This is a genomic window from Helicobacter sp. L8 (assembly GCF_003660355.1).
Classification (GTDB): domain Bacteria; phylum Campylobacterota; class Campylobacteria; order Campylobacterales; family Helicobacteraceae; genus Helicobacter; species Helicobacter labacensis.
On the sequence record NZ_QXQR01000012.1, the window covers coordinates 16,096 to 39,834 of the forward strand.

The 23,739-nt window shown below is 47.5% G+C and carries 28 protein-coding genes; 11 read left to right on the forward strand and 17 right to left on the reverse strand.

The features are described from left to right. Position 1: 1 nt before the first annotated feature. The 3 genes from EAO37_RS06435 (at position 2) to EAO37_RS06445 (ending at position 2,737) form a co-directional block, all read left to right on the forward strand. Positions 2-862 carry a hypothetical protein gene (locus EAO37_RS06435; protein ID WP_120952517.1) on the forward strand — a complete coding sequence of 287 codons (861 nt, stop codon included), beginning with the start codon at positions 2-4 and terminating at the stop codon, positions 860-862. Positions 863-1,263: 401 nt separating this feature from the next. Further along, positions 1,264-1,947, forward strand: a complete 684-nt coding sequence (locus tag EAO37_RS06440; RefSeq protein ID WP_162982983.1) for a hypothetical protein — start codon at positions 1,264-1,266, stop codon at positions 1,945-1,947. Between the two features lie 64 nt (positions 1,948-2,011). Then, complete coding sequence (locus tag EAO37_RS06445) at positions 2,012-2,737, forward strand: hypothetical protein (RefSeq protein ID WP_120952523.1); 726 nt, start codon at positions 2,012-2,014, stop codon at positions 2,735-2,737. On the opposite strand, the gene EAO37_RS09410 is transcribed toward EAO37_RS06445, so the two are convergent. Beyond that, complete coding sequence (locus tag EAO37_RS09410) at positions 2,734-3,042, reverse strand: hypothetical protein (protein WP_205589757.1); 309 nt, start codon at positions 3,040-3,042, stop codon at positions 2,734-2,736. The two genes, EAO37_RS06445 and EAO37_RS09410, sit on opposite strands and share 4 nt — an antisense overlap. Before the next feature lie 208 nt (positions 3,043-3,250). On the opposite strand from EAO37_RS09410, the gene EAO37_RS06455 reads away from it, so the two are divergent. After that, positions 3,251-3,799, forward strand: a complete 549-nt coding sequence (locus EAO37_RS06455) for a hypothetical protein (RefSeq protein WP_162982254.1) — start codon at positions 3,251-3,253, stop codon at positions 3,797-3,799. After that, positions 3,712-5,055: an outer membrane beta-barrel protein gene (locus EAO37_RS06460; protein ID WP_162982984.1), complete on the forward strand. Its 1,344-nt coding sequence runs from the start codon at positions 3,712-3,714 to the stop codon at positions 5,053-5,055. The genes EAO37_RS06455 and EAO37_RS06460 overlap by 88 nt, the downstream gene beginning before the upstream one ends. Here the strand turns inward: EAO37_RS06460 and EAO37_RS06465 are convergent. From EAO37_RS06465 to EAO37_RS09825, 15 genes are all read right to left on the reverse strand, one after another. Then, positions 5,006-5,446: a thiamine-phosphate pyrophosphorylase gene (locus tag EAO37_RS06465; protein WP_120946149.1), complete on the reverse strand. Its 441-nt coding sequence runs from the start codon at positions 5,444-5,446 to the stop codon at positions 5,006-5,008. The two genes, EAO37_RS06460 and EAO37_RS06465, sit on opposite strands and share 50 nt — an antisense overlap. A gap of 4 nt (positions 5,447-5,450) precedes the next feature. Beyond that, positions 5,451-6,155, reverse strand: a complete 705-nt coding sequence (locus tag EAO37_RS06470) for a Bax inhibitor-1/YccA family protein (RefSeq protein ID WP_120952529.1) — start codon at positions 6,153-6,155, stop codon at positions 5,451-5,453. A gap of 114 nt (positions 6,156-6,269) precedes the next feature. Then, positions 6,270-7,289, reverse strand: coding sequence for an RIP metalloprotease RseP (gene rseP / locus EAO37_RS06475; RefSeq protein WP_120952532.1), 1,020 nt, complete (start codon positions 7,287-7,289; stop codon positions 6,270-6,272). Continuing rightward, entirely contained in the window at positions 7,289-7,864 is a 576-nt protein-coding gene (pgsA, locus tag EAO37_RS06480) for a CDP-diacylglycerol--glycerol-3-phosphate 3-phosphatidyltransferase (protein ID WP_120946152.1), read from the reverse strand. Before pgsA ends, rseP begins: the two co-directional genes overlap by 1 nt. Before the next feature lie 8 nt (positions 7,865-7,872). Next, positions 7,873-8,355, reverse strand: coding sequence for a hypothetical protein (locus EAO37_RS06485; RefSeq protein WP_240451757.1), 483 nt, complete (start codon positions 8,353-8,355; stop codon positions 7,873-7,875). Positions 8,356-8,510: 155 nt separating this feature from the next. After that, positions 8,511-9,281: an enoyl-ACP reductase gene (locus tag EAO37_RS06490; RefSeq protein WP_162982986.1), complete on the reverse strand. Its 771-nt coding sequence runs from the start codon at positions 9,279-9,281 to the stop codon at positions 8,511-8,513. Positions 9,282-9,298: 17 nt separating this feature from the next. Continuing rightward, positions 9,299-10,177 (reverse strand): 4-hydroxy-tetrahydrodipicolinate synthase, encoded by an 879-nt coding sequence (dapA, locus tag EAO37_RS06495; protein ID WP_120952541.1) that lies wholly within the window; start codon positions 10,175-10,177, stop codon positions 9,299-9,301. A gap of 10 nt (positions 10,178-10,187) precedes the next feature. Beyond that, positions 10,188-11,480, reverse strand: coding sequence for a pitrilysin family protein (locus EAO37_RS06500; RefSeq protein ID WP_205589758.1), 1,293 nt, complete (start codon positions 11,478-11,480; stop codon positions 10,188-10,190). Between the two features lie 65 nt (positions 11,481-11,545). Further along, positions 11,546-12,577, reverse strand: a complete 1,032-nt coding sequence (pyrD, locus tag EAO37_RS06505; protein ID WP_120952547.1) for a dihydroorotate dehydrogenase (quinone) — start codon at positions 12,575-12,577, stop codon at positions 11,546-11,548. After that, positions 12,570-14,591: a polyphosphate kinase 1 gene (gene ppk1 / locus EAO37_RS06510; RefSeq protein WP_120952550.1), complete on the reverse strand. Its 2,022-nt coding sequence runs from the start codon at positions 14,589-14,591 to the stop codon at positions 12,570-12,572. Before ppk1 ends, pyrD begins: the two co-directional genes overlap by 8 nt. A 386-nt stretch (positions 14,592-14,977) precedes the next feature. Then, the gene (gene rplT / locus EAO37_RS06515; protein WP_120952553.1) at positions 14,978-15,328 is read right to left on the reverse strand and encodes a 50S ribosomal protein L20; all 351 of its coding nucleotides are present in this window, start codon (positions 15,326-15,328) and stop codon (positions 14,978-14,980) included. A 77-nt stretch (positions 15,329-15,405) separates the two neighbouring features. Then, positions 15,406-15,600, reverse strand: a complete 195-nt coding sequence (rpmI, locus tag EAO37_RS06520) for a 50S ribosomal protein L35 (RefSeq protein ID WP_120946158.1) — start codon at positions 15,598-15,600, stop codon at positions 15,406-15,408. A gap of 21 nt (positions 15,601-15,621) precedes the next feature. Continuing rightward, positions 15,622-16,119, reverse strand: coding sequence for a translation initiation factor IF-3 (infC, locus tag EAO37_RS06525; RefSeq protein WP_205589759.1), 498 nt, complete (start codon positions 16,117-16,119; stop codon positions 15,622-15,624). A gap of 11 nt (positions 16,120-16,130) precedes the next feature. Further along, positions 16,131-17,966, reverse strand: a complete 1,836-nt coding sequence (gene thrS / locus EAO37_RS06530) for a threonine--tRNA ligase (RefSeq protein WP_120952559.1) — start codon at positions 17,964-17,966, stop codon at positions 16,131-16,133. A 13-nt stretch (positions 17,967-17,979) separates the two neighbouring features. Beyond that, complete coding sequence (locus EAO37_RS09825; RefSeq protein ID WP_268877479.1) at positions 17,980-18,105, reverse strand: hypothetical protein; 126 nt, start codon at positions 18,103-18,105, stop codon at positions 17,980-17,982. Between the two features lie 118 nt (positions 18,106-18,223). Between EAO37_RS09825 and recA the strand changes: the two genes are divergently transcribed. From recA to EAO37_RS06555, 6 genes are read left to right on the forward strand one after another with little or no spacing between them, the layout of a single operon-like run. Continuing rightward, entirely contained in the window at positions 18,224-19,258 is a 1,035-nt protein-coding gene (recA, locus tag EAO37_RS06535; protein WP_120946161.1) for a recombinase RecA, read from the forward strand. Between the two features lie 2 nt (positions 19,259-19,260). After that, positions 19,261-19,512: a hypothetical protein gene (locus EAO37_RS06540; RefSeq protein WP_120946162.1), complete on the forward strand. Its 252-nt coding sequence runs from the start codon at positions 19,261-19,263 to the stop codon at positions 19,510-19,512. Next, positions 19,513-20,112 (forward strand): AMIN domain-containing protein, encoded by a 600-nt coding sequence (locus EAO37_RS06545; protein WP_235853135.1) that lies wholly within the window; start codon positions 19,513-19,515, stop codon positions 20,110-20,112. 22 nt (positions 20,113-20,134) lie between these two features. Beyond that, positions 20,135-21,757, forward strand: coding sequence for a CTP synthase (locus tag EAO37_RS06550; protein WP_120952562.1), 1,623 nt, complete (start codon positions 20,135-20,137; stop codon positions 21,755-21,757). After that, positions 21,757-22,050 carry a hypothetical protein gene (locus EAO37_RS09660; RefSeq protein WP_240451758.1) on the forward strand — a complete coding sequence of 98 codons (294 nt, stop codon included), beginning with the start codon at positions 21,757-21,759 and terminating at the stop codon, positions 22,048-22,050. Before EAO37_RS06550 ends, EAO37_RS09660 begins: the two co-directional genes overlap by 1 nt. Next, complete coding sequence (locus EAO37_RS06555) at positions 21,995-22,654, forward strand: RNA pseudouridine synthase (protein WP_240451759.1); 660 nt, start codon at positions 21,995-21,997, stop codon at positions 22,652-22,654. Before EAO37_RS09660 ends, EAO37_RS06555 begins: the two co-directional genes overlap by 56 nt. On the opposite strand, the gene EAO37_RS06560 is transcribed toward EAO37_RS06555, so the two are convergent. Further along, a partial coding sequence (locus EAO37_RS06560; RefSeq protein WP_162982985.1) for a DNA translocase FtsK occupies positions 22,624-23,739 on the reverse strand: 1,116 nt, incomplete at its 5' end. The two genes, EAO37_RS06555 and EAO37_RS06560, sit on opposite strands and share 31 nt — an antisense overlap.

The following is a 23,739-nucleotide window of genomic DNA, read 5'->3' on the forward strand; positions in this document are numbered from 1 at the left end:
AATGGCAAAGTTTCTTGCGTTTCTGTGCGTGTGGGTGGGTCTTTGCTATGGCTCAAATATGGCTCTATTTGAGCGCGCGCTTGAGCAACAGACACAGGATTTTCTGCATGTCTTGGATATGAAGCGGCGCAAAGATTGCAGGTGTAGGGAGGGGTTTGATTTCGATCCAACCTATTGTTGGTGTGGTTCTCCGCTCTTTGAGGCGGACTCTGGGGGGGATGTTCGTGGGTGGTGGCATAACTACAATACCCAAATATTTGAGATAAAAAAGCCAAGCATGCGTGTGTTTGTGATGTGGGGATCAGCTATTGCTGAAGAGGCTAGCAATGGGATTAGAACCGTGTGTTTTAGCGTGCTCAAGGATTTGGTGTGGCATCAGGGTTCTTGTGTGCAAATTGAAGATGAGGAGCCCGCTGGTTTTGTGTCCTCCAGCGCGCAAGTGTCTTTTAAAAACCAACACCTTATTTTTACCCTGCGCCAACAAGACTGCTGGGCAAAAGACATGGAGCGGGGGCTTTTCCCCAATGTAGCCTATAAGCGTTTTGTATTCTCAATGCAAAAGGGGCGTTTCTTTTTAGAGCAATACCGCTACGATGAAGTGTATGAGACAAACGCTGATGGGATTTCTCAATGTGTGGATGCCAGCTTTCTTAAGGACATGGCTAAAATCAAGCCTGTTACCATCAAAAAAGCAGGTTCTAATCTCTATTACAGCCGCCAAAGAGATGGGGGGCTATTTCTAGCAAAGCAAATCACCCCTACCTTGTTAGAGAAGTTTCAGACTCGCTGTTATAAATCCAAGCGTTGTAAGCCTTTGGAGGCAGAAACTGAAAAAGCTTCTGATCAAGCATTTAACAAGTAAAGAGTGATCTAGAAAGTTTAGAGGCGTGGAGGTGATTGGTGCAACAGATTAAGCTGTTTTTAGGGGCTTTGTTAGTGCTTATGGGCGTGTGCTTTGGTGGGAGTTCAAAGCAGTAACATAAATTCTATAAAATTCTATAAAATTATATAAATTTTTTGTATGATTGTTTTTGCCACAAAAGCTCCAATTTTTGCTAAAATAGGCACTGCCTTTAGTAGGCAGAGTTCCTGCCGAATTAACGCTTGCGGACATGCGGAAAGCTTGACACAGCAAAACCAAAGGTGTGAGGCGGGCATGGATGAAACAAGAATACAGCAGAAATCCTAGCTTTGTAGGATTTTACAAAGTTTTATAGGATTTTATAGGTCTGTAGGAACGGTGTCAAGGATTTAGACGCGGGCGTGCAGACAATGATAGATGACATGCATGTTTTAGACCCTCTTGTGGATCGCTATGGGAGTGGGTATAAGCGTTTTTTGACAACGATCTTTACTGGGCAAGTCAATAACAAACCTCTGCGCGTGGCTGTGTTTTATGTGGATCTTGTAACAGCAAACATGACCACTAGGGATTTTAGAATTTCAGGCAAAAATGTTCCCACATTCGTTTGTATGGGGATTTTAAAGCGCCAACAAAAAAGCTTTTGCTTGCGCCACGATGCGTTCAATAACGCGCAACTGTTGAGGTTGAGCGCCAGCGTGGTTTTTAAAAAGCATAGCTTTAGCCTAGAAGTGTGGCAGGATGTTGCGTTTGCAGATGGCTATCCGGACACCATCCATCAATCCTATGTGTTTAAGCCAAATCCTAAAGGGTTTTTGTTAGACGCGTATCTTTATGAAGAGTATGGTGGCATTGAGGGGGAGGATCTGGACACAGGAGAAGCGTTTAGAATCCAGCCGGGCAAAAATATCTATTACAGCCAAGCTAGAGACAAGCAAAGTATTTTCTTATCTAGCATCAACGATGCGTTGCTCCATAAGCTAAGAGAGCAATGCTACAAATCCAAGCATTGCAAGGAAACAGAGTTACAAAAGGTCCTCTTTGACTTTGAAGCAAGCGAGGGGTGGGAAGAGAGGGAGAAATAAAATACGATTGCCCTTGTAGATGCTAAAATACTAGGACTCTTGGTATTTTCTATGAGGAGTGCTTATGTTTAGAATAATGCGCACTTTAGGGCTTTTGTGTTTTTTGGTTAGTGGGGTGTGGGGCTTGGGGTGCAACTTTGATCAAGCCACTGCCCTAAGAGCGCAGGCGCAGGCGTTTATAAAAATGCCTATCAACCCAAAAATCCGTCTAGATCAAAATTATCTCATCGATCCTAACCAACCAAAGCAAGCCGCTTATGTCTTAGATGTGCATAAGGCTTATGTAAATGGTGCGCTGTATTGTGGCTTTGTGGCGCGCCTTTTTGGGGCTGTCAGCTTGGAGGACTTAGAAGGTGATGAAGGGTCGCGATATTACAAATACGCCCTGATGCGTGCCATGTGCTTTAAGCTGACTAAGACTTCCAAAAAGGGCTCTTTTGTGTTTAAGGGTTTTTGTTTATATCTATTTCCTAGATCCGCTCAATTACAAGTCCATGTGGAGTTTAAAAAGGATGCCATTATTTTACGCTTTGATGATCGTTATGTTGAATGCGGTAGTGAGCATATTGAGAGTAAAACTTTAATCTTTAAGCCACTTAAGGGGTATAAGCACTATGTGTTGCAAACATACAGCCGTTGGGACGATGATGTTGGGCTCGATCCTTTTTATGAGCAAAAAAGAGATGGCAAGCGCATTTTTATGGATAAAATTAATAACAATGTATTGGATGATTTGGAGGATCGTTGCTATGAGAAAGGTTATTGCCAAGACAAGGACGAGAGTGATTAAATGGCATGGCTAAAAATGGGGAGGATTTTAGGGCTTTTGTGTTTCTTGATTAGTGGGTGTGGGATGTAAACGCTGTATAAACGCTGTATAAACGGGCTAAAAAGCCCCACAAGAGGGGGCGTGTGGCAACTAGCTAGCGCAGTGATCTCCATGTTGCTCATGGTGATGATGGTGTTCTCCGCCATGGTGATGGTGGTGATGGTGGTGCGTGCCACATGGTAGTGATGGTGGTGATGGTGGTGATGGTGCACCCCGTGCTCTGCGTGCCCTTCGTGCTCATGGCAACATTCTTCATGTCCTGACATTGCGTCTCCTTTAACCAAAAATTTCCTGAGTTAAATCAGGTAGACGCACTCTATCTAAAAAAACTTAATATTTTAATAAATAAAAAACCAAAAATCCTAAAAACCTCATTATAGCAAGACTTTTTGGTGGTGTATTTGTCTAATTTATGGGATAATTTGCTAGAATCAGTGGGCTTTGGGGGGCGATTACATTGAAGAGAGGTGTCTGGTGATCGCGTTTAGATTCTTAAAAGGGGGCGTGGTTTCTATCTGTGTGTCCTTGAGTTCCTTATTAGGGTATGGGGGAGATGTGCGTGATGGCTTTTTTATAGAGGGCAGTGTGGGGGCGCAAAGCACGGGGGTTTCTGCCTATGGTCCCAATGCCGCCCCACCCCCCAAACCCATTAACACCGCTTCTTTACAAAGCAATCTCAACGATCACCTCAAAGAGTTAGTCAACACGCTCAAAAATCTCAATTCTAGCGCGGCACAAGTGGGCTCTACCAAGGATATTTTACAGCTCTCCCCCCTTGATATTTCGGGAGCTAAGGCATCCTTGATCAAAAACCTAGAGGCGCAAATTCAAACAGAAATTGGGCAACTCAAAAGCATTCTCAACGCCAATCCTAATTCCCCCAGTGCTACGCATGATCAAGCTATTTTGCAAAACTACCAAAATATCCTGGGAGCTTGCAAGGCTATGGAACTTCCATCATTAACGAAGTCAATGACTATGACAACAAACTCACCCAAGCCCAAAAAGCCTTTAACGATTTGAAAAATGCCATCGAATCCAAAAACAGCGCGGATCAAAAGGCTTATGATAGTGCCTATAGTGCCTACCAACAAAAAAAACAAGAGTTCAGCGCGCTTAGGGATAAGATCACTTCTGCGATGGGTGAGTGTATCGGGGGATCGTCATGCAATGGGGTGGCTTCTAGCCCGGCAGCAGGGATGGCACAAATTGCCCAACTCTCCGATAGTATCTTGCAAGATATTCTAGGGATCGCTAAGAATCCACAGACAGATTCCATCATCTCCATCAACCAGTATTATGGTGCTTATAACGCGGGTATTTCTGGAACTTGTTCTCCTACCACTACTAGCATCAGCACTTGTTTTAGTGCCATAGACCCTAATACCCTCAATTTCTCCATCGAACAGATTGTCAAAAACTACGCATGGTTTTTCCAAGAATCTAGAGAAATCGATCGACTCTTGAGCGCTGGCGTGTATCCTGGTATGGCTTCTAGTGCGGCTAATAGTCTTGTCGCCACTTATAACGATCTCTCCATGGTGATGGGCATAGCACAGAATAATTACCAACAAAGTATCCCCACAGCTAACCAGTATTTCCACGCCCCTTCTGCCCCCACCATCACACCCCTACCCACCCCCCCCAAGCTAGGTTTCCCCTACAATAACCTAGCCAACCAGATCAACACCGCTGGCAATGATATCAGCGCACTAGGCAGTATCCGCACACCCGGGGCTGTGCCCAGCATGGCACCCTTAAGCCAAGTGATCAAGCGTCTTGGAACCTTCCAAAATATCAACTGGAACGCCAATGTAGGCGCGGGATTCCAATACTTCTTTAGCAACCACCTTGGTGTTGATCTACAAGCGAGTGTGGGGTATGGCTATGTCCATAGCGCGCTATTACAACAATCCCCCGTGTTCAAATCCTTGCAGAGTTTCAGATGGGCGTTGGGGGGCGATGTGATCTGGGATTTGGTCGTGCCAAAAGGGCGCAATGGCTTGTTTTGGGGGATATATGCGGGGGTGTATGCAGCCGGGGATCACTACTTTTTGAGCACCAAAAACGCGCCCCTAGATCGTGCCTACACCTTTAGCGCGTTGTTGAATATGGGGCTTAGATTCCAATTTGATCGCAATATTATCAAACTAGGCGTGCAAGACCCCCTTTCTAAACAGAGTGTGGACATGCACGCTGACACCACGCATTTTATGTTAGACAATGGCTTTAGCGATGTGGATGTTTACATTGCGTTTGCGCGCTTGTTTGGGCTATAAGAACACTTTGTTTTTCTAGCCCATAGAGTTCGTAGCGCAGGGCTTTAAAGCCCAGGGCAGCTTGCTTGATCCCTAACACCTTAAAGCCCTCTTCTAACACCCGCGCGCTCTCTTGGGCGCGCTTGAAATTGGCTTGCAACATGTCTAGCAGGTTTAGGGGGCTTGTGGGTAAGGTATCGCTTGTTTGCAACACATCGTGCGCGCTATCCCTATGAGAATACAGGGCGATCACATCGCCTTGGTGTTGGCTAAAAATGTCTGTGGCACTGTGGCGGATGGTTTTGAGTTGCAGGGCTAAAGCAGGGTGGTTATAGAGGTAGCGGGCGATGTCTTCTACCACCCGCACCCCCTCCTTAAAGCGGTTGAGATTGGCGTCTAAAAGCCGTTCAATGCCCCTAGTCGTTTCTGCCCCCCATGATGCCTATGATTTGGAGCAAGGAAACAAAGACATTGAAGAAGTCCAAGTAAAGCGCGACAGCGGCTTCAATGGGGGTTGCATAAAGACCACGCACGATGTTTTGGGTGTCATAGGCGATGAATAGGCTAAAGAGAATCACGCTCACCCCAGCGATCGCCACTTGCATCATGGGCGATCCTAAAAAGAGATTGATTAAAGAAGCCACCACCACCACAATCAGCGCGATGAAGAGCATCTTGCCCATGTTGGCTAGATCGCTCTTGGTTTTAATAGCATACACACTCATCACGCCAAAGACGATGGTTGTCATGCCTAAGGCTTGCCAAATCGCGCCAGCCCCAGTCCTAGCGATCACAAAGCCTAGCAGGGGCACTAGCGTAATGCCCGAGAGGAAAGTAAAGGCAAAGAGCATGAGCAAATTCAGCGTGGGCATGTTTCTAGTGAACATCAAGCCAAAGAGGGCAGCAAATTCGGCGATGAAAAACGCCCAGCGGTATTGATTCACCACTTGGAAGTTCATAAAGCCCACCAACGCGCCAATGGTAGCTAGCAACAAGCTGGCTGCAAAGAATTTGTAAGTGGTTTTGACAAAACTCACAAGCGCGGTGTCATTGAGCTGGGCGGAGGCTTCTAGGCCGGGGTTAAACTGCGTGTTAGAGGTGTTGCGATCGTATAGCGCCATAAATACTCCTTTAGTGTAAAAATGCGTGGATTATAGCACCATAGTTTAACGCTAGGCTTAAAGCAGACTTCAAAGGCGCACTAAACGCGCTGTGTGTGCGGATTTAACACGGCATTAGCCTGCCAAACGGCGCACATCGTTAAACAAGCCTAGAGCCATCAAGGCGATGAGTAAAGCTAGCCCTAAGAGATTGAGCTTTTCTAGATGCTCGCCTTTGAGTTTACGCTTTGTCAAGCTTTCATAGAGTGTGATCACCATCTGCCCCCCATCTAAAACTGGGATAGGTAGGAGATTTAACACCCCTAGATTGATAGAGATAAAGGCGACACTCAAGAGCAAGGCTAGATTTTGCTGGTGTGCCATAAAATCCACAATCCCCACCACCGAGCTAATTTCAGACACGCTCACCACACCTATAAAGAGCTTTTCAATCCCCTTAACAATCAGCACGCACATGCTCACAAGCTGGCTAAGCGCACGCTGGGTGGATTGCAAAAAGCCATAGCGCACCCACACTTGTTCTTTAGCCGGGGCGATGCCTATGAGCTTAGTGTGCACTTTCTCTTTAAAAGCATTTTGGGTAGTTTTCAAGGCGGGTGTAAGGGTGATATTTAAGAGATGATCGCGCTTAATTTGCAGGGTGATCGCTCCTTGTGCGCGCTGGATCGCCTCAAAAAGCTCTTGCCAATCTCTAATAGCTGTGTGATTTACTGCCACAATGCGATCGCCTACTTTGATCCCGCTTTTGATGGCAGGCATATCAGGGGTGAGCGCGCCCACTACGGGGGCCAAACTGGTGTGCCCCACTAAGCCCACCCCTAGATAAATCCCAAAGGCAAGCAAGAGATTAAAGAGGGGACCCATGCTTAAGATGATGAGTTTTTTGTAAAGGGGTTGGTTAGGATAACTCTTTGGGCTTTCTATAGGATTTTCTTGGAGTTTGACATAGCCCCCTAGTGGGATGACAGAGAGGGCGTATTGGGTGTTGCCTAAGCGTTTAGCCCAAAGCTTGCGCCCAAAGCCAATGCTAAAAACCTCTACCCCCACCCCACATGCGCGCGCTGCTAAAAAATGCCCCAATTCGTGAAAGAAGATCAAAAAGCCCAAAGCTATGATAGAGGCAAGCCAGCCCATTAGACCCCTAGAGCGCGCACGAGGCGGTAGTATTTGAACACATAATCCATGCCCGAATACAAAGTAGCAAAGAGCGCGAGGGCGACTAAATAATGCCCTATCACTACACTGCCTAAGTGCAGATCGGCTAAAAGAGAGCTAATAGCCATGATTTGCAAGAAGGTTTTATACTTGCCCAAGCGACTCACTGCGATGCTCTTGCCCATATTAGAAACCGAGATTCGCAAACCCGCAATAAAAAACTCCCGCCCCAAGATCACAAAGGGGATCCACGGGTTGATACGATTCAAATAGAGCAAGCCTAAAAAGGCAGCTAAGATGAGAATTTTATCAGCCAAGGGATCAAAAATTTCGCCAAACAAGGTTTTCAAATGGTAGTTTCTAGCGATATAGCCGTCTAAAAAATCCGTAAGCGCTGCACCCAAAAAGATCAAGGCTTCGGTGTAATCAGTGTGAGATTTGGGGAGTTTGAATAAATACTCTCCATGCAAGATGAAAAAAAGCAAGAAGATCGCCAGAAAGATACGCAGGATTGTCAAAATATTAGGGATGTTGCGGATGCACTTGGTTAGCACAAATGCCCCTAGGGGTAGCTAATTTGTTTGAATCGCACAAAACCTAACACAATCATGCTCCAGCCTACCAGCACCCCCATCCACCACAGCACCCACACTCCAAAAATGACAAACCTATACAGGGACACACTCCCCAAAATTAGCACCATAAAGAGAATAAACACAAAACACAGCCCTATAACCAGCATCCCATACTTAAATAAGGGGTCTTGGGTTACGCGTGTGAGCTCCATAAATAGGCGATAATTGTAGTAGGCATAAAGAGCAAGGGTTAAAAACTTGAGCTGTAACATGTCCGCAGGGTTTTTAAACACCAATAGTCCGCATAAGGATAAAAGCGCATCAGCAATGTAGGGGAAAGCGACACATCTAAAAAGCAAAAGATTACGACTTACCTTTGCTAGTTTGTAATAACCCACCACTTGGGCTACAAACATCGTGAGCAATAAAAAAAGATAAAATCCTAACCAAGGCGAATTCTTCAAAGACACGACAAACCCTTTGTAGGTTGATACCCAAGAGAACATGCCAAAAAAAATAACTAGCCAAAGCACAAATCCCAGCGACATCGCACCAAGGATATACCTCCTAGCACTCTGTAACTCGGGGCTATTTTCAATAAAAATGGTCATACAAGGATCAACCCTTATTTAAAGGTTGTGCCACCATCTACAACAATTGTTTGCCCAGTCAGCCACGCGCTCTGGGCAGGATCGCATAAAAAATACACCGCACCAGCCAAATCTGTAGGGTTGCCCATGCGCTTTAAGGGGGATTGTTCTTCTACTTTTTGCTTAATTTCTGCATAATCAGGGAAGGCTTTGAGCGCGTCCGTGTCAATGGGTCCCCCGCTCACCGCATTCACGCGAATCCCAAATTCTCCTAAGTCCATTGCGGCGTATTTGACCATGGTTTCTACCGCATTTTTAGAATTGCCATGCCCGGCATAATTGGGCATGTAAACCAAATTGCCCGTAGAACTCAAAGAAACGATTGCGCCTCCGCCAACCATTTTCATGCGTTTAGCCGCCTCTTGTGCGCCCACCACAAAGGCTAGCACCGTAGCCGTGTAGATATTATTTAATCCCTTAGGCTTGAGGCGCATAAAAGGAGCAAATCCGCCCACCACAGAGCGCCCATAGATGATCGCATTGGAGACAAAACAATCCACGCGCTCAAAATCCGCATCGATCTGTTTGAAGAGTTCTACATACTGCTCAGGTTCTAGCACATCTAAATGATAAGCGCGCGCCTTAATTTGATAGAGCTCTTGCATTTCTTGAGCGATCTTGTGCGCCTCCTCCTCGTTTTTGTGGTAAGTGAACGCCACATTCACCCCATTTTGGGCAAATCTATAAGCAATCGCCTTGCCAATCCCCCGGGTCGCCCCGCTCACCACTAAAGTTTTACCCCGCATTTGCATTTCTGCTGTAGTCATACCGGTACCTCATATTTCTCTAAGATGGTTTCTAAATAGCGCAGATTCTCTAAGCTAGGGGGCACTAAGGGAAGTCGATAAGCCAAATGGGGCAAAAGACCGGCTATGTGCATCGCCGCCTTGATAGGGATAGGGTTAGTCTCGCAAAATAAAGCCGTATTAATGTCATAAAGTTCCGTTTGGATCGCGCGCGCGCTGGCTAAATCCCCCTGTAGCGCGCTTTGCACTAGAGCAGAAATCTTATTGGGGAGCAAATTCCCCGTAACAGAGATCACCCCCACCCCCCCGCAAGCCATGATGGCATGGTTGAGTTTGTCCTCACCGCTGTAAATTAAAATCCCCTCAGCGAAGCGATCTAAATCGGGCAATCTTTGCATCATCCCCGAGGCTTCTTTAATCCCTGCGACATTTTTGACTTCTTTGAAAAGTCTAGCCGCGGTTTGGGTGGCGATCTGCACTCCGGTGCGCCCGGGCACATCATAGAGGATCAAAGGGATCTCTACAGATTGGGCGATGCTCTTGTAATGTTGGTAAAGCCCCTGTTGGGTGGGGCGGTTGTAATAGGGGCTCACGCACAAGATTCCATCTGCGCCTGCCTTTTGGGCAAAGGTAGCCAGCATGATCGACTCGCTCGTGGCGTTGCTCCCCACACCGGCTAAAACCTTAACCCCCTTGGGTTTGCACACCTCAATGGCGATCTCAATGCAACGCATGTGTTCTTGATGGGTGAGGGTCGCTGATTCACCAGTTGTGCCCACAGGCACGCACGCGTCCATGCCATGTCTAATTTGGCGTTCAATAAGGGCAATATAGGCGGATTCATCTACTTGCAAATCCGCTTTAAAAGGGGTGATCAACGCACTTAGTGCATGCATGGTTTAACTCTTAGGGCTTTAGCACAACACTGCTATAGACTTCATCGCGGAAGTATTCATTAGCCACGCGCACGATGTCCTTGACTTCTAGAGCATCAAACTGGGCTTGATACTCTGCAATGTCTTTAATATCCCCTTGTGTGAGGTATTCGGCAAAAATCTCTGCGACATCTGAGGAATCCTCCAAGCTAGCAATGAAATCTGCGCGGTGATTCACCTTGACTTTGTCTAGCTGTTGTTGGGTGATCCCCCCATGTTTGATCTGATCTAGGATGTTTAAAATCTCTTGTTTGAGTTTGAGGGCTTCCACATTTTGGTTAGCCCCCGCAATGAATAAAAACACGCTAGCGTCCTTGAGTTCCATATTTTGCGCGAACACCTGAGAGGCTAGGCGTTTTTGATCCACTAAATCTTTTTTGAGCAGACTGCTATCTCCTTGCGTGAGCAACTTGGCTAGGGCGTTGAGCGCAACTTGATCTTTGTGCAAGAAAGGGGGCACTTTGTAGCCAATGGCTAGCCACTCTAAAGATAGGTCTTTTTTATGGATGGTGGTTTGGCGCAACCCATTTTGCAAGGGTTCTTGCATATACACGCCCGGGATGGGTTGGGCGGTGGTGTTTTTAATGCCTCCAAAATACTTTTTAGCCTGTTCAAACACCTGTTTGGGATCTAAATCCCCCACCACAAGCACGATCGCGTTCTTGGGTTGGTAGTAAAGCGAATGGAAATCTCTAATATCCTTGAGTTTCCAGTTCTTGATGTCCTCCATAAAACCGATGGGAGTCCAGTGGTAGGGGTGGTAGACAAAGGCGGTGTTAAAAAAGCGGAAGTAGAGATAGCCCAAAGGGGAATTATCCGTGCGCCATAAACGCTCTTCAGCCACCACTTGGCGTTCAGACATAAACTCGTCTTCTTTGAGCTGTAAAGACCCCATCATCTCGGCAAAAAGCTCTAAAGACTTGTCCAAATGGGTGTTACTAGCCTTGATGTAGTAGCGGGTGTAATCAAAGCTAGTAGAAGCGTTACTCACGCCCCCAAAACCCTTCACAATCGCGTCAAACTCGCCCTCTTTTAAATGCTTGGTGCTTTTAAAATTCATGTGCTCGAGCATGTGGGCGATCCCACTCTTACCCATCATCTCATTGCGCGAACCCACTTTGTAAAGCACATCTACCTCAATGACCCCGCTTTTGTTCTCCAAAGGCACGGCGACCACCTGCAGACCATTGTCTAAAGTGGTGCTGTAATACTTGGGCAAGGGCACGCAAGAGGAACACCCCTGTTTGTCTGTGGCATCTAGCATGGCAACTCCTAGCAAACTCAAGATGAAAAACCATAAAACCCGTGTTAAAAATGTCAATCCCATCATCACCCAATCCCAATGGCATCTCGAATAGAGCTCAAAGAATCTCTTTGCAACAATTTTACTATATCTTGGTTGATTTGTCTACAGATCAGCGGACCTTGATAGATGAAACTTGTAAAAATCTGCACAAAATGCGCCCCCATCTTAATGCGCTCATAGGCTTCTTGCGCGCTACCAATCCCTCCCACAGACACCAAGATCGCCTTTTTAAAAAACGCTTGGGCGATATGCCTAAAGACTTCCCTACTCTTAGTTTTTAAGACCTGCCCGCTGATTCCCCCAAATGGCTTGGCTCCGGGCAGGAGGCTATAATCCATCGTGGTGTTGGTGGCGATAATGCCATGCGCGCCATAATCTAGCGCGCTCGCGCACACTTTTAAAAGCGCATCGCTGGGCAGATCGGGGGCAACTTTTAAAAAGAGGGGTTTGTGTGTGAGATCGCGCGCCATAGAAAAGAGTTCACCCACAAAGGCATTATTTTGCAAATCTCTAAGATTGGGGGTGTTGGGTGAGGAGAGGTTAAAGACATAGTAATTCCCCACACCCAAGCTAGCTTGCAGGGCTTGTTGGTAATCTTTAAGCGCGTGCTCTAGGGGGGTGTCTTTATTCTTGCCTACATTGACCCCCACCACACATGCAAGCGGACGCACACGCTCCAAGCGATCCACCAAGCGCGCAATGCCTTTATTATTAAAACCCATCGCGTTTTGCAAACTCTCTTGCTTAAGGAATCTAAACAAACGCGGTTTGGGGTTGCCATATTGGGGTTTAGGCGTGGCTGTGCCCACCTCCACCCCCCCAAAGCCTAGTTGATTCAACCCGACTAACATGGTGGCATTTTTATCAAACCCGGCGGCTAGACAGAGGGGATTGGGCATCTCCATGCCCAAAATCGTATTTTTCAACATGGGGTGCTGGTAGGGGGGTGGTAGCCACCACCTCAAAACCTTCAGAGCTTGCTCAGCTAGGGCGTGCGCGCTCTCAGGCTCTAATTGGAACAGAAGTTTTTTTGCTAGAGGATAAAATTTAACCATGCGCTCTTTCTACTTCTTGTTCAAAAAAGGCTTGCGCGTCAAAACACGCCCCCTCACAGGGCACTTTAGTGTAAGTGCCATCGGGTTTAAGCGTATAAGACTGGGCATTGTCCTTGAGCTGGGTGTGCAGAATGTGGAATAACTTGCGTTGGATACTCTTAGAGGGAGCGGGGATGAGCAATTCTACGCGTTTGTCTAAATTGCGCGTCATCATGTCCGCGCTAGAAAAATAGAGTTTGGCAGGATCGTGAGCGAAGTAGTAAATGCGCGCGTGTTCTAAATATTTCCCCACAATAGAGAAAACACGGATATTCTCACTCAAGCCCTCCACTTGGGGACGCAAGCAACAAATGCCCCGAATAATCAGATCGATTTGCACCCCTGCACTCGAAGCCTCGTATAAATCTTGGATAATGTCCGGATCCACAAGAGCGTTAGCTTTTAAAATAATGCGCCCTCTTTCTTTAAAGCGCATTTCATTTTGAATCAAAGCGTGCATTTGAGCGCGGATTTGCTTGGGTGCCATAAAGAGCGTTTTAAGGTAGGTTTTGCCTGCCACCCCCGTGCTGAGTGAATGGAAGAGCTTTAACACATCATAAGCAACCTGTCTATTGGAGGTGAGCAAACTAATATCCGTATAGACTTTAGCCGATTGGATATTGTAATTGCCCGTGCTCAAATGCACATACTCTTTAATCTGATCGCCCACTTTGCGCACCACAAGGGCAAGTTTGGCATGCACCTTGAGCTTAGGCACGCCATAGATGACATGCGCGCCCGCGTCTTCTAAGGCTCTAGCCCAGTGCAAATTATTCTCTTCATCAAAGCGCGCCTTGAGCTCCACGAGCACACTCACCTGTTTATGGGGCGCAACTTCTGTCAAGGCTTTAACAAGGGGGGATTGCTTCCCCACGCGATAAAGAGTCATCCTGATAGCTAAGACACAGGGGTCTTTAGCCGCATCTTGGATAAATTGCACCACCGGATCAAAGCTTTCATAGGGGTGGAAAAGAAAAATATCTTGTTTGTCTAGCAAGTCAAACATACCGGTATGGTGTTCTAAATCGCTCAAAGGGGGGAGCACTTTGGGGTGAAAAATAGGGGCTTTGAGCGTGGCATACCCTTTAGCGTTGACTAACTCCCACAAAGAGCCTAAGTTTAATAAGATGTGGCTCTTATAGACATCCACCCCGGGCATCTTGTGCTGGATGAAATCTAGCAGATCCTCATGCGCCCCGCTCACCTCCAAGCGCACCACATCGCCCCGGTTGCGCGTGCGCAAGCCCTCGCTAATGAGTGCGGCTAAATCATGCCCCTCATCCTCAATAATCTCCATGTCCGCATCACAGGTAACCCTAAAAACCATGCTCGCTAGCACATCGTGCTTTTCAAAGAGCAGGGGCGCAAATTCGCGCACCACCTCTTCTACAGGCACAAACACCCCCTTATCTACCTCCACAAAGCGTTGCACCACCGCAGGGATTTTGATGATCCCATAAGTCGTGTGCGTGTGCTTGTGGCGTTTTAAGCCCAACACCAGCCCAAAACTCAAATTACTCAAAAAAGGGAAGGGGCGCACTGGGTCGAGCACAATGGGCACGACCAAGGGGTAGAGCGTGCTTTCAAAATAATCTTGCAATTTATCTTGATGCTTTTGGCAAAGCTCTTGCACGCCATCTACTAGGGACAACCCCACTGCATCCAAGCCCGCCTTAAGCTCTAAAAATTGTTCTTGCACAATGCGCTGTTCAGCGCGCAGATAGTGGCGGATTTGCCTGAGTTGTTTGTCATGGCTTATTTGATCTACCCCCACCTTAAGCCCCCCTTCCTCGCTCAAATGCTTGAGCCCAGCCACACGAATCATATAAAACTCGTCCAAATTTGTGCCATAAATGGCTAAGAACTTCAAGCGCTCTAAAAGGGGTAACTTAGTGTCGCAAACCTGATCTAAAACCCGCGTGTTAAATTGTAGCCATGAGAGTTCTCGGTTAAAATACAGATGCGCTAAATCCATACCAAAACCTCCACATATAACCATAACCTACAACACTAGGGTTAATCAACGCGCAATCCCCTTTGGCCCCCATTAAAGTAACTTCAAAGGGCGTTTTGATAGAGTTCAAGCACCCTAAAATCCTGCAAGGAGTTCTTTTGCACGCCCTAATGTCCCCATCTTGGTGGCAATCCATTCCTTATCAACATGCCTGCAACGCACTAAAGAGCACCTAACTCCCCCCTCCCCCCTTACAATCCATATCTGTAACATTGGTTTCACCTCAGACGATCGACAAAATTTAGCCTTATCTTAAAACCTTACCGCCATACAGATACTCTCAGGACTAGAGCAGACAAAAGCAAAATTGCTAAAGATATTTAGCGCGCGCTAGGCGCGCCTTTGTGTTAAAGGTGGGGCTTAACTTGTTCTACCAACGCGCTAAAGGCACTTGCGTCTGTCATCGCCATGTCGGCTAAGACCTTGCGATCGAGCTCGATATTTGCGCTCTTTAAAGCGTGCATAAACCTAGAATAACTGGTGTTGTGCAGATGGCATGCCGCATTGATACGCACGATCCAAAGACTTCTAAAGTCGCGCTTTTTTTGCTTGCGATCCCTAAAGGCATAGCACAAGCTGCGTTCTAATTGCTCTTTAGCCTTTCTAAAATGCTTATGCCTACCGCTATAAAATCCGCGCGCTAATTTTAAGACTTTTTTATGGCGGCGACGACGCACCACTCCGGTTTTTACTCTCATTATGTTTCCTTTACCTTGTAGGTGTGATTGAAATCAAACTTTCCCTGTTTGTGCAAAAGGCACGCAAGGGGGATTTACTACGCCTTACACAACATGCTCGCCACAGAGTGCAGATTAGTAGGGTGCACATAGTGCGGGCTATTGAGATTGGCTTTTCTGCGGGGGCTTTTCTTGGTCAAAATATGGCTTTTAAAAGCACTCCCACGCTTGATCAAGCTTTTTTTCACCTTAAAGCGTTTAGCCGCCCCGCGGTTGGTTTTCATCTTAGGCATGCTCTCTCCTTTCTGTTAAATTTACTTTTTCTGAGGCACAAAGAGCCACATCACAAAACGCCCCTCTGTCTTGGGCTCTTTTTGCGCGTCCGCAATATCGCTCATCATCGCATGGATGCGTTGCAAGACATCTAAACCCGCCTTAGGGTCATGACTCTCACGCCCGCGTAAAACCACTTTGAATTTGACATGCTTGCCCTCTTCTATAAACTCTCTGGCATGTTTGACCTTGTAATTGATGTCGTTCTGGGCGATCTGGGTGGAGAGCTTGATCTCTTTGATCTCAATTTGCTTTTGTTTCTTTTTGGCTTCTTTGAGCTTCTTTTCGGCTTGGTAGCAGTATTTGCCATAGTCCATCACCTTACACACGGGGGGCTTAGCATTCGCGCTAATGAGCACCAAATCTAAGCCCTGATTGCGCGCGATTTTTAACGCCTCTGCCGTGCTGATAATACCAAATTGTTCGCCTCCATCGCCCACACAACGCACTTCTCTAAAAGAGATCGCATCGTTTAACAAGACATCCTTACTCAAAAACTAACCTCTTGCATTTTCTCTTGACACATGTGAATAAACTCCTTGCTGTTCATAGTGTATTGTTGCCCCAAAGCGCGATCGCGAATGGCTAGGCTGTCCTCTTGGGCTTCTTTAGCCCCTAAGACCGCGATCAAGGGCACTTTTTGTTTCTCTAGGGTGCGGATACGCTTTGCCAAACTCTCATTTTTATTTGCTACCTCTGCAAAAATACCTGCATGGCGTAATTGCTCATAGATGTTTTGTGCATAATCATGTTGATCCGCAGAAATGGGCACAAGCGCGACCTGCACGGGCGCGATGAAAAAGGGGAAATTCCCGCTGTAGTGTTCAGTGAGCACGGCAATAAAACGCTCAAAAGAGCCCAAAATGGCGCGGTGAATCATCACAGGCATTTGCGGGCTGTCTTGTTCGCTCGCATAACTCAGATTAAAACGCGCGGGCAAATTCATATCCACCTGCACAGTGCCACATTGCCATTTACGCCTAATCGCGTCTGTAATCTTAATGTCGATTTTAGGTCCATAAAACGCCCCCCCGCCCTCATCAATCTCAAAGGGCACGCCCTGCTCTTGCAGGGCTTCTTGTAGCGCATTAGTGGCTTGCTCCCACACTGCATCGCTACCGATGTATTTTTCTGGCTTGGTGGAGAGCTCCATTTCATATGCAAAACCAAAAGCCCCCATCACCCTTTGCGTGAAAGCTAAAATCGCTTGCACCTCTGCTTTGATCTGATCAAAACGGCAAAAAATATGCGCGTCATCTTGGGTAAATTCGCGCACGCGCAACAAGCCATGCAAAACCCCGCTTTGCTCATGTCTATGCACCACGCCGTATTCATAAAAACGCAGAGGTAAATCGCGATAAGAGCGCAGGGCGTGTTGATAGACCTTAATATGCCCCACGCAATTCATGGGTTTAATGCCATACTCCACCTCATCAATGGTGGTAAAATACATGTTTTCTTTGTAATTGTCATAATGCCCGCTGATCTTCCACAAACTGCTTTTAAGAATTTCAGGACCGCGCACGGGTTCATACCCGCTACGCAATAATGCCGCGCTCAATAAATCCTCAATGCGTTTGCGCAAACGCATGCCATTGGGTAGCCAAATAGGCAAGCCCGCCCCCACTTCTTCATCAAATCTAAAAAGCCCTAATTCCTGCCCTAATTTGCGATGATCGCGCTTTTTGGCTTCCTCTAGCTGGATTAGATAATCCTTTAAACTCTGCTTAGTGGCAAAGGCGATCCCATAAATGCGCTGTAACATCTCTTGGCTAGAATCCCCTCCCAAATATGCCCCGGCAAGCTTAGTGAGTTTGAAATGCTGTAAAAACTTTGTATTGGGCAAATGGGGACCCCGACACAAGTCCTCAAACTCCCCTTGTGTATAAATACTCAGTCTGTCATCAGGGATATTTGCCATCACGGCTTGTTTAAGAGAGTCGCCCTTAAAGCGTTGCTGGGCTTCTTGGCGTTCATAATACCTCTTAGTGATAGGGTAAGCGCGCTTGGCGATCTCTAACATCGTAGCTTCAATGCGCGCTAAATCCTCTTCAACAACCCTAGCTTGGGTTTTAAAATCGTAATAAAACCCCTCCTCTACCACAGGACCGACAAAAAATTGCGCGCCCGGGTAGAGTTGCGCGATGGCTTGAGCCATCAAATGGGCGCAAGAGTGGCGCAAAATTTCTAAAGCCTCCGGATTATCCCCAAATAAAATCGCTTGCGCGCCTGCTACCGGTTGTCCCTCTTGTAAAAACCCTAACTCCTGCGCGCTTTGCACATCATAAACCACCCCCTCTTTTTTGACACCAATAATCTGCTCCAATCCTATCCTTTATCTAACAACCGCTCGATCCAAAACCGCACTGCACCTGCGAATCCACTTTTTCGGCATCGGGGTCTTTCATGGGCTGTAAACACCCTAGTAACAATAACGCACACAGCAAGGCTAACACTCTTGGCATTTCTCTTCCAAAAACACAAAAAACTGCCCTCATTCTACCAGCTTTGAGTTAAACCTTTGTTTAAAGCTCCCCTAAGTTGAATTTAGTCTTTCTTTTGTTAAGATCGCGCTTTTAAAGGATTTGCATGGACGAACAAAAGCAAAAAGCGTTGGATTTGGCGATCAAGCAGATTGATAAAGTTTTTGGGAAGGGGGCGTTAATGCGCTGGGGAGACAAGGAGATCGAACCCATTGAGGCGATTTCTACTGGATCGCTAGGGCTAGACATCGCGCTAGGCATTGGAGGCGTGCCCAGAGGGCGCATTGTGGAGGTCTATGGTCCAGAATCCAGTGGGAAAACCACCTTGACTTTGCACATCATCGCCCAAGCCCAAAAAGAAGGGGGTACATGCGCCTTTATTGATGCCGAACATGCCCTAGATGTGCAATACGCTAAGAAATTGGGTGTGGATGTGGACAATTTATTGATCTCACAACCTGACACCGGCGAAGAAGCCCTAGAGATTTTAGAAACTTTGGCGCGGAGCGGAGCGGTAGATGTGATTGCTGTAGATTCTGTCGCCGCGCTCACCCCACGCGCTGAAATTGAGGGGGATATGGGGGACCAGCATGTGGGCTTGCAAGCCCGCTTGATGAGCCAAGCCCTGCGCAAGATTACAGGCGTGTTGCACAAGATGAACACGACTCTAGTGTTTATCAACCAAATCCGCATGAAAATTGGCATGATGGGCTATGGGAGCCCAGAAACCACTACGGGGGGTAATGCTCTAAAATTCTATGCTAGCGTGCGCTTGGATATTCGGCGTATCGCCACACTCAAACAAAACGATCAATCCATTGGGAATCGCGTCAAAGTGAAGGTGGTGAAAAACAAAGTCGCTCCTCCCTTTAAGGAAGCCGAGTTCGATGTGATCTATGGCGAGGGGATTAGCCATGCCGGCGAGATCATTGATTATGGGGTAAAATTGGACATTGTGGATAAAAGCGGGGCGTGGTTTAGCTACCAAGACACCAAATTAGGGCAGGGCAAGGAAACCTCTAGACTCACCCTCAAAGAAAACCATGCCCTAGCCCTAGAGATCGAAACCAAAATCAAAGAAAAGCTCTGTTTTAGCGATAAAACCCACGCGCTAGACATGCCTGTTGAGAGTTGATGATGTTGTTAACTTTGTGGCAACTGGCTTTTTTGTATCGTTATGTCCTGTTCTTGTTTGCTGGGCTGGTAGCTTTAGGGCTTTATATTGGGGGGTTGCTCTTTGGAGAAAGCTCCTTTGAGGTGCTCAATGCGCTCAAAGACAGGCAGGCAAGTTTGCAAGCCAGTGTGCAGAATTTGCAATACGAGAACGCCAAACTCCAAAAACAGCTCTTTGAACTCAAAGAGTTAGAACCCACTTTAAGCGCGCGCTAGATGAAAATGTTCAAAGGGCTGGTGGTGTTCGTGCTCTTGGGCATGCTGATGGCTAGAGAAAACCCCTTTGAACCTTCCAAGAACGCGCGCGGGAACACCAACATGCTAGAAGACATGGTGGTGGACTACTTTAGAACCTTGAAAATCACCCTGCCCACCACGGCTAGGGTGCTTACTAAAATTACTTTAACCTACCAAGATTTAGACGCGTCTATGCACACTAAAGAGATAGACATAGGTCAGCGCATCGATTGGCACTATCCCTTGCAACTCAGCCAGATCAAAGCCTTGTTGCAACCCGAGCATAGCACTTACGAGATCGCCAACTTCGAATTTTGGATTCGCGACAACAAGATTTACTTACGCACCGCCTCCAAAATCCAACGCTCCTTTGTCTTATTAGACCCCTATCGCATTGTGATCGACATCGATAGAAAAGAACCCACCTTGCGCGAAACCCTCTATATCCACCAAAGGCATGTCAGCCAAGTCGCCCTAAGCACCCATAATAAATTCTATCGTTTTGCCATCGCCTTGGATGGGCGTTACGACTACAAGATCGCCCAAAAGGATAACTATCTAGTCATCACTTTGTATTAACCAACCTCATTAAGGAACAACTATGGCGACTAAGTTTATCTTCATCACCGGCGGGGTGCTGAGTTCTTTAGGCAAGGGGGTGGCTTCTAGCTCCCTAGCCCATTTGCTCAAACTCTGTAATTTTGAGGTGGATATTCTCAAAATCGATCCCTACATCAATATTGACCCGGGCACCATGAGCCCCTTTGAGCATGGCGAAGTCTTTGTAACCGCAGATGGGAGCGAAACGGATTTAGACATCGGGCATTACGAACGCTTTTTAAACAAGGATTTTTCTAAAGAGAACAATTTCACCACCGGGCAAATCTATTTGAGTGTGATTGAAAAGGAGAGAGAGGGCAAGTATTTAGGCAAGACGATTCAGGTGATCCCCCACATTGTAGAGGAGATTAAGGAGCGGATTTTAAGACTTGGGCAGGGCAAGGACTTTTTAATCGTAGAAGTGGGGGGCACGGTGGGGGACATTGAGGGGATGGTGTATTTAGAAGCCATTAGAGAGCTTAAAAACACTTTGGGGCGCAAGCAGGTAGCCAATGTGCATGTGAGCCTAGTGCCCTATATTCCCACTAGCCAAGAGCTCAAGAGCAAACCCACCCAACACTCCATCATTGAATTGCGCCGTTTGGGTGTGAGCGCGCATATCATTTTGGCGCGCTGTAGCCAGCCCTTGAGTTTGGAGCTCAAAAAAAAGATCGCCAGCAGTTGCGATGTGCCAGAGGAGAATGTGATTGAGGCTAGAGATGTGCCTAGCATTTACGCCTGCCCCTCTGAATACCTCAAAGAGGGCTTGCTAAAAGCTATCTTTAGGCATTTTGATTTAGAAGCGCACCCAGACACCCAAAAATTACAAATTTGGGAAAATTTAGTCGGGCATATCCTCAAACCCAAGCGCAGTGTTAAAATTGCCTTTGTGGGGAAATATGTGCACTTAGTGGAATCCTATAAGAGCTATTTAGAAAGCATGGTGTGTGTGGGCGCGCATGCGCAACTCAAAGTAGAAGTGGTCTTTGTCAATAGCGAAGAGTTAGAATTACAAAAGGGGCAAACAGACGCGTCCTTGCGCGCGCGCATTGCCAACCAACTCCAAGACTTGCAAGGTATTTTAGTGCCCGGGGGCTTTGGGCAGCGCGGGATCGAGGGGATGATCAACGCCATCACGCACGCGCGCACGCACCATATCCCCTTTTTGGGTGTGTGTTTGGGGGCACAACTCATGGTCGTAGAATTTGCCAGAGAAGTGCTAGGTTTGCAAGGCGCGCATTCTAGCGAATTTGCCCCTGAGTGTGTGCACCCGGTGGTGCACCTGCTGGAGAGTCAAGCCCACATCGCCCATAAGGGTTCGAGCATGCGTCTTGGCACGCACCCCATCGCGCTCAAAGAGGGGTCTTTGATCGCTAAGGCTTATGGCGCGCTAGAGATTAAAGAGCGCCACCGCCACCGCTACACCATCAACAAGGCTTATTTAAAATCCTATGCTGAGCACGGGCTAGAAGTGGTGGCACACAGCCCCCAAGATCAACTAATAGAGGGGTTAGCTCTGCAGGGTTACAAGTTTTTCATGGGTGTGCAATACCACCCCGAATTTACTTCAAGATTGATCGCCCCCAATCCCCTTTTTAAAGCCTTTGTGCAAGCCTGTTTATAATGCCCTTTGTGCGCGAAGTCTTTGATGTCCCTGCGCCCATAAAGGCGTGGGCTTTTGTCAGCCATGTCCTAGCTTGTTCGCGCGCGCAAGCCCAAAGCGTGTTGGATCGAGGGCGTTTGCGCTATCCTAATGGGGTTTGTGTGCGCAAGTCTGAGCGCATTGTAGGGCAGGTCGCGCTTTTGCACTTTAAAGCCCTCCATGCCCCCAGCCTAAAGCCCATCTTTAGCACCCCTTTTTTTGAGATTTACCACAAGCCCAAAAAATCTCTACTCTCACCCCAAAAATTACAATAGCCATAGCCTCTATGAAAGCGTGCACGCGCGCAACCCTGAGGCTAGATTGATCCACCGCCTAGATTATGAAACCAGCGGGCTGGTGATGGTGAGCGCACAAAAGCGTTATGAAAATACGCTCAGAACACTCTTTAGCGCGCGCCAAATAAAAAAAACCTACCATGCGTGGGTGCAGGGGGATATACGCGCCTACGCACAGGGGGATTTTAGTGTGATCTTGCCCATCTTAGAACCCAAGAGTATTCGAGGTGATCTAGGGATTCGTTGCCAAATCTCTACAAAGGGCAAGTTTAGCGCGACCACTATAGAAATTCTAGACTTTTGCTCCTACACTCAGCGCACACGCCTGAAAATCACTCCCATTAGCGGGCGCACGCACCAAATCCGCCTGCATTTAAGCGCGCTAGGCTTCCCCATTGTAGGCGAACCCCTCTACACCCATGACGCGCACGCTAGGGCGTATTTAGACGCTAAAAAAGCGGATTTTCAAGGCGCATTTAAATCTTTACAAACGAAGTTAGCCCTAGAAGCTACAGGGCTAGAATTTGTGCTTTTTGAGTTAGCTTATGGGCTTTACTCCAAGGAGACAAAGCGTGAATCGTAGTGCACGGGTCCAGTGGTGCGCAAAAAGTCCATAACGCGTTCGATCTCTGCTTCGCTAGCATAGGGGGCGTGCAGGCGTTGCAAGGTGTTGTTAAACCCAAAGAGCATATCGCCTTTCCCCAAGAGATTTTGTGCCCCCTCTTGATCTAGGATAATGCGCGAGTCTAATTTAGAGCCCACCTTAAAGCTAATTTTAGAGGGCAAATTGGTTTTAATCAACCCGGTTAACACCTCCACACTGGGGCGTTGGGTGGCGATGATGAGGTGAATCCCACACGCGCGCCCCATTTGGGCGATGCGGATGATGGGGGCTTCCACCTCCTTGCCCCCCACGAGCATCAAATCGGCTAATTCATCGATCACCACCACCAAAAAGGGTAGACTCTCTAGGGCTTTGGCGTTATAGCTTTGCAAATTCTTCACCCGCAGGGCACTCATGCTCACATAACGCCGCTCCATCTCCTCCACCGCGCTTTTGAGCGCGATGATGGCTTGGTTGGGATCGGTGATAATGGGGGTGATGAGGTGGGGGATATCTACATAGGCACTAAATTCCACCCGTTTGGGATCAATGATGAGCAAGCGCGCTTGCGTAGGCGTGTTTCTATAGAGCAAAGAGAGCAACATGGCATGCAAGCCCACACTCTTTCCGCTCCCTGTAGTGCCCGCGATGAGTAAGTGGGGCAACGCGCTTAGATCGTGCACAAAGACTTCTCCGCGCACATCTTTGCCCAAGGCTAGGGCTAGGGGGTAGGGGGCTTGGGTGAAATTAGGGCTTTCTAGGATTTCTCTAAGCGCGATGATCTCGACTTGATCGCGCGCGATCTCAATCCCCATCACATCTTTGCCCAAAATAGGGGCATGGATACGCACGGATTTAGCGCATAAAGCCATCGCCAAATCATCAGCCAAACCCACCACCTTACTCACCTTGACATGCGCGCCGGGACGAAACTCGAAGGTGCAAACCACAGGTCCCACGCAGGTGTGCACAATCTGACCTTCGATTTTAAACATGCGCAATTTGGCTAACAAGTTCTGGGCTTGTTGGGCGGCTTGGTGGGAGGTGGGAGGTGGGGGGAGGTG